We start from the raw sequence: 5,767 nt of genomic DNA, 5'->3' as shown, positions 1-5,767 counted from the left end.
AAACGGGCTGCTGCCATATTGGATGGCTATTTGTGGCTCGATAGGGATATTACTTAGTGCGGCCTATTTCCTTTGGACGCTGCAACGCATGTTCTTTGGCAAAGTATCCTTAAAAGGCGGCGAAGTTTGGAAAATTGCCCTTACCGACCTGAACCTTCGCGAAAAACTGACACTTGCCCCGCTGGCCCTTGCGGCGCTGGCTTTGGGGATAATGCCGGGATTGGTTTTTGATAAGATCAATGATTCGGTACTGGCGCTGATACAGTATTTACAGGCTAAATAAATTTATAGTACAATAAAATATAAATGCACGATCTGCTTCCCCATATATCAGCTCAGTTAACCAATGTTTTTGGCAGCATTCCCTATTTCATGCCCGAAATTTATTTAACCGTGCTGTTTCTGGTGGTGCTGATAACCGACCTGATATTTGGGCGCAGATCTGTAAAGCTTTGTAAAATAGTGGCTTGTGCAGGCTTGCTGCTGGTGTTGTTTAAAGACCTGCAGCAGGTAGCCCTGATCCTTGACGGCGACCATGTTATTTTCGGCAGTACGTTATTGCTACGCAAATCAGCGGTGTTCTTCAAGATCATTATTGATCTGCTTTCATTCATCCTGTTATTGAATTTTACGTGGGATGATAAATTGAAAGCGCATCCTAAAGGATTATCAGATCTGTATACCATTTCCATAGCATCTGTTTTAGGTCTGCATTTAATGGCTATGGCTATTAACCTGCTGTCGGTTTATCTTGCTATTGAGATGGTGTCGGTAGCATCATACCTGATGGTGGCTTACCGTTCTGACACCGCTCTGAGTACCGAGGCGGGTTTAAAGTACGTGCTGTTCGGCGCGGCGTCATCGGCTGTTATGTTGTATGGCATTTCGTTACTGTATGGCTTTAGCGGCTCGCTTGATCTGTTGAACATTGTAGCGCAGTTGCCAAATGTAAACCCGGTAAGTGTTTCATTTGCTTTAGTATTGGTGATGATTGGGATAGGCTTTAAACTATCATTTATGCCCATGCATTTTTGGGTGCCCGATGTTTACCAGGGAGCGCCCACACCTGTTACTGCTTACCTTTCAACTGTACCTAAAATAGCTGCTTTTGCATTATTGGTAAATGTGATGCCTTTGTTCCTGTTTTCGGCAGATTGGAAAGGGATTGATTTTGGCGTTGTTTTATCGGCCATTGGTATCATCACCATGATAGCCGGAAATTTTGCCGCCGTTTTGCAAAACAATATAAAAAGGATGCTCGCTTATTCAAGTATCGGTCATACAGGGTTTGCGTTGATGGCGGTAGTTACCTTCAATTTACAGGGACTGTCATCACTTACCTACTACCTTGCTGTTTACACGCTGGCCAATATTGGGGCACTGGCACTGGCCTCTTACTTCAGTAATATTGTTGATGCCGAAGAGGTGGAAGCTTACAAAGGTTTGGGTTTAAAATATCCTGTAGCTTCGGTTTGTTTTGTAATTATTCTCATTTCTTTAACCGGAATCCCCGTTACTGCAGGGTTTACGGGTAAATTGTTTGTGTTTTCGGCGGTGTATAGCACTTATGAGCAAACGCATAGTATCTGGTTGCTGGCTTTGATGATAACCGGTGCCATAACCACGGTTGTATCGCTGTTTTATTACCTCAAAATCCCGCTGTATTTATTTCTGAAAAGAACAGAAAATGTAGAAGTAGCAAGCGAAAGATCTTATAATTTGCTTATTTTAGCTGTGGTTATTAGTTTTCTGCTTGTTTTATTGGGTATTTTCCCAAATTCTATCCTGAAATATCTGTAGTTGATGTTTTTTTCAACAAAAGTCAATTAGTTTCTTTTGTTTTTAGAAAAAATACTACCTTTCATGCCGATTTAAAACATATTTTTTCTGAATACATGAAGAGGTACTTCCCTTTTTTCCTGATCTTAATTATACTTTCACTTACTTTTATTTTTCCGTCGGTTGATTTTAAAAATTCCGGCCATCCCAACTTTAATACAGGTGATATTGCCTGGATGCTGATGTCGACGGCGCTGGTTTTGATCATGACCCCTGGGCTCGCGTTTTTTTACGGAGGCATGGTTAACAAAAAGAACGTGATATCAACCATGCTGCAAAGCATTGTTTGTATGGTGATCATTACGGTAATGTGGGGCATTTTTGGTTTTAGTTTAGCTTTCGGTGACAGCTTTTACGGCATTATCGGTAATCCATCAACCTATTTTATGATGAAGGGTATGCTGGGTAATGCTACCTGGAAAGCCGCGCCGACTATCCCATTGCTGCTTTTTGCTATGTACCAGTTAAAGTTTGCTATTATCACCCCGGCGCTTATCACCGGTGCTTTTGCCGAGCGGATCCGTTTTAACTCGTACATTATTTTCCTGGTACTGTTCTCTATTTTCATATTCTCGCCATTGGCACATTGCACCTGGCACCCGGATGGCATATTAGCCAAATTTGGTGTGCTTGACTTCGCAGGTGGTACGGTAGTGCACATGTCGGCCGGTTGGGCTGCATTGGCATCAGCCTTATACTTAAAACGCCGCAATGAGGCTAATCATGCTCCTGCCCGTATCACTTATGTAATGATAGGTACCGGCCTGTTATGGTTCGGTTGGTTCGGTTTCAATGCCGGTTCGGCTTTTGGAGCTAATGCTTTGGCGGTTACCGCTTTGGCAACCAGTACTACTGCTTCGGCAGCCGCGGGTGTTACCTGGATCTTTTTTGATATGCTGCTTGGCCGCAAGCCATCGGCAATGGGTACCTGTATTGGTGCTGTTGTGGGCTTAGTTGCTATTACGCCTGCTGCAGGCTTTGTATCGGTGCCGCATTCGCTGGCTATCGGGATCATATCGGCGGTAGTGAGTAACCTGGTGGTTGAATGGCGCACCCGTACTTCCATTGATGATACGCTTGATGTGTTCCCTTGTCACGGTGTTGGCGGTATGGTAGGGATGTTGTTAACCGGTGTATTTGCCAGTCAGCATGTAAACCCTAATAATACTACCGGTAACGGCTTGTTTTTTGGCGAAACTCATTTATTCCTTGTGCAATTGGTAGCATTGATCTGTGTATCGATATTCGCGTTTTTCGGTTCATTATTATTGTTGAAGATCACCGACATGATCTCGCCACTAAGGGTTTCGGCCGAAGAAGAAGAGCAAGGTCTTGACATTAGCCAGCACGGCGAAAAATTATAATCATATTTTCCAACCAATCCAATAAACCTGATGAAACTCCCGGCCGTAAGGCCGGGTTTTTTGTTTTAGGGGTTTTAAATATCGATAGTTTTCGCCACCGCTCGGCTCCAGCCGAGTGGTAATTATTCCCAGGCCTCTGGCCTGTTCAATCGCCTTCGGCCAAGTGCTGTTTAACTGTTGCCGGCTGTAGAGTTGCAAGTCAGTCACCGTCCTAAACACAAGATTTGTGCCCAAAAAGAGTGGCCATCAACTTCGGCCAGAGGCCGTGAAATAGTTGCCACTCGGCTGGAGCCGAGCGGCGGCGGGAAGGTGTGGTAAGCCTGGACGCTTACTGCCGAAATGGTACAAGCGGAAGACGCTTGTACCTGCGCAAAAAATAAACCCCTCTTTGCAAAGCAAAGAGGGGTAACACGCGCAGCGACGTTGGGTGGCTTGCTTTAATCAGCAAACTCGGCAACCAAATTGTTTACCGGGTCATCCACCCGTTTGATATGAATGTTATTAACCGGTTTTACTACCAGCGGGATCTTTTCAACGCGTGTTTCGCTGGTATCCAGGCCAAAAGCTTTAGCTTCAGACTGGGCCAATTTTTTGATGGCAAAATAACTGTTCAGGATAAAACCTTCGGATACGCTGAACAGGTTATTGTACGACAAGAATTTTTCCATGATGACAAACCTGAAATCGGCAGCCATCTTATATTGTTTCAGAGATGGGTAGTTACTGGTGATATCTATCTCGCCACGTTCAACCATATCTTCTACCACTTTACGGAACAGCACATTTACACGTGGCTGGATCCTGAAACCGAGGCGAAACTCTACACGGATCACTTTGCCCGGTTCAATCTGGTCGACAGTGTACTCCATGGTGTAAGGCTCGTCGGTACGTTCAATATGTACAAACCAATAGGTGTCGGCACGTTTGGGGCGACGGCTCATGATAGAGTAAATGATCTTTTCCTCTATCTGTTTGCTGTTATTGGCTTTGGTTAAATAAATAAGATGGGTTGCATATTTATTTACAGCGGTATCGTTGCTAAGGGCACTAAGTAAGGGCAGTTTTTCTTTAATGTCGATAAAATTAAGGAAGCGGTTATTGATCTTACGTGCCCTGAACCAGGTGTACATGGTAAAGATCAGGCCAACCTCAAATCCAACAAAGAACAAACGTTTTAATATTTTAACCGCGTTGGCTACAAAGAAAGAGAACTCAACAGTTACAAATACGCACAGGATAATTGTAACCAGCCATACCGGCCAGTGCTTTACATAGCGCATAAAGTAATACATTAAAATGGTGGTGCTGAGCATGGCAATGGTGATACTGAAGCCATAGGCAGCTGTCATGGCGCTTGAGGTACGGAAGTATAGCGATACCAGGATACAACCGATACAAAGCATCCAGTTAATACTGGGGATATAGATCTGTCCGCGGATGTTTGAAGGATATTTAATGGTGATCCGTGGCCAGAAGTTCATGCTCACCGCTTCACTGATGAGCGTAAATGAACCGCTGATCAAAGCCTGACTGGCAATAATGGTTGCCAGTGTCGCCAAAGCTACAGCGGGTAAAAGGAAGGTATGCGGTACAATTTCAAAGAAAGGGTTAACACCTGTGAAATCCTTGCCTGGTGCTTGTGACAGTACCCATGCGCCTTGACCAAGATAGTTTAATATCAGGGTTGTTTTTACAAAGATCCAGCTTACCTGTATATTGCGGCGACCGCAATGGCCCAGATCGGAGTAAAGGGCTTCGGCGCCGGTGGTACATAAAAATACCGCGCCTAACAGCCAGAAACCTTTAGGGTGGTCCATCAGTAAGCGGGCGCCGTAATAAGGATTGAGTGCTTTAAAAATAGATGGAAAGTGTGCTATCTGCATGGTGCCCAATACGCCAAGCATAATAAACCACAGCAGCATAACCGGACCGAAAGCCGAGCCAACCACTTTGGTGCCGAACTGCTGGAAAAAGAACAGTAGTAAAATGATGGTGATAACAATAATGAGGATCAGGTTATTACCGGGTACTATCACAGTTGAAAATGCCGGTACAAGGATCAAACCCTCGATGGCTGATGTTACGGAGATAGGAGGGGTGATGATACCATCGGCAAGCAAAGTGCCTGCACCTATAATGGCGGGGATTGCCAGCCATTTACCATAACGCCTTACCAATGCGTATAATGAAAAAATGCCGCCTTCGCCTTTATTGTCAGCCTGTAGAGTAATAACAATGTATTTGAAAGTGGTTTGGAGTGTGAGCGTCCAGAAGATACAGGAAATAGAGCCCAATACCAGCGCGGTATTTACCTTGCCACCTTCAACCAGTAAGGTTTGAAAAACGTAAAGGGGAGAAGTACCGATATCGCCAAAAATAATACCGAGGGTAACGATCATACCCGCGAAAGTGAGTTGCTTAACGTGCGAATTCATGAATTGTATAAATTGTTAGGGGAAAAAGAGGTGATGATACCAAAGCAACGGAGGAGTTTATGGTCCGTTTTGAAAATTTTGCTGCCGCAGTGGTAAACAATGCCATCGTAAATTACATTTTGTACTATG

3 protein-coding genes and 1 pseudogene are annotated in these 5,767 nt (G+C 44.4%); 3 read left to right on the top strand and 1 reads right to left on the bottom strand.

What is annotated here, in order from left to right; translation table 11 throughout:
* The 3 genes and pseudogenes from VF500_RS21905 to VF500_RS21895 form a co-directional block, all read left to right on the top strand.
* Window positions 1-283: pseudogene (locus VF500_RS21905) on the top strand (NADH-quinone oxidoreductase subunit M); the annotation flags it as partial.
* 23 nt (window positions 284-306) lie between these two features.
* Entirely contained in the window at window positions 307-1,800 is a 1,494-nt protein-coding gene (locus VF500_RS21900; protein ID WP_330861721.1) for an NADH-quinone oxidoreductase subunit N, read from the top strand.
* 95 nt (window positions 1,801-1,895) lie between these two features.
* Window positions 1,896-3,203: an ammonium transporter gene (locus tag VF500_RS21895; RefSeq protein WP_330861720.1), complete on the top strand. Its 1,308-nt coding sequence runs from the start codon at window positions 1,896-1,898 to the stop codon at window positions 3,201-3,203.
* 437 nt (window positions 3,204-3,640) lie between these two features.
* On the opposite strand, the gene VF500_RS21890 is transcribed toward VF500_RS21895, so the two are convergent.
* Window positions 3,641-5,638, bottom strand: a complete 1,998-nt coding sequence (locus VF500_RS21890) for a KUP/HAK/KT family potassium transporter (protein WP_330861719.1) — start codon at window positions 5,636-5,638, stop codon at window positions 3,641-3,643.
* Window positions 5,639-5,767 lie beyond the last annotated feature (129 nt).

Source organism: Mucilaginibacter sp., from assembly GCF_036383575.1.
GTDB lineage: Bacteria > Bacteroidota > Bacteroidia > Sphingobacteriales > Sphingobacteriaceae > Mucilaginibacter.
Note: the sequence above shows the minus strand (reverse complement) of the source record. Positions and strands in the feature narration are given on the sequence as shown.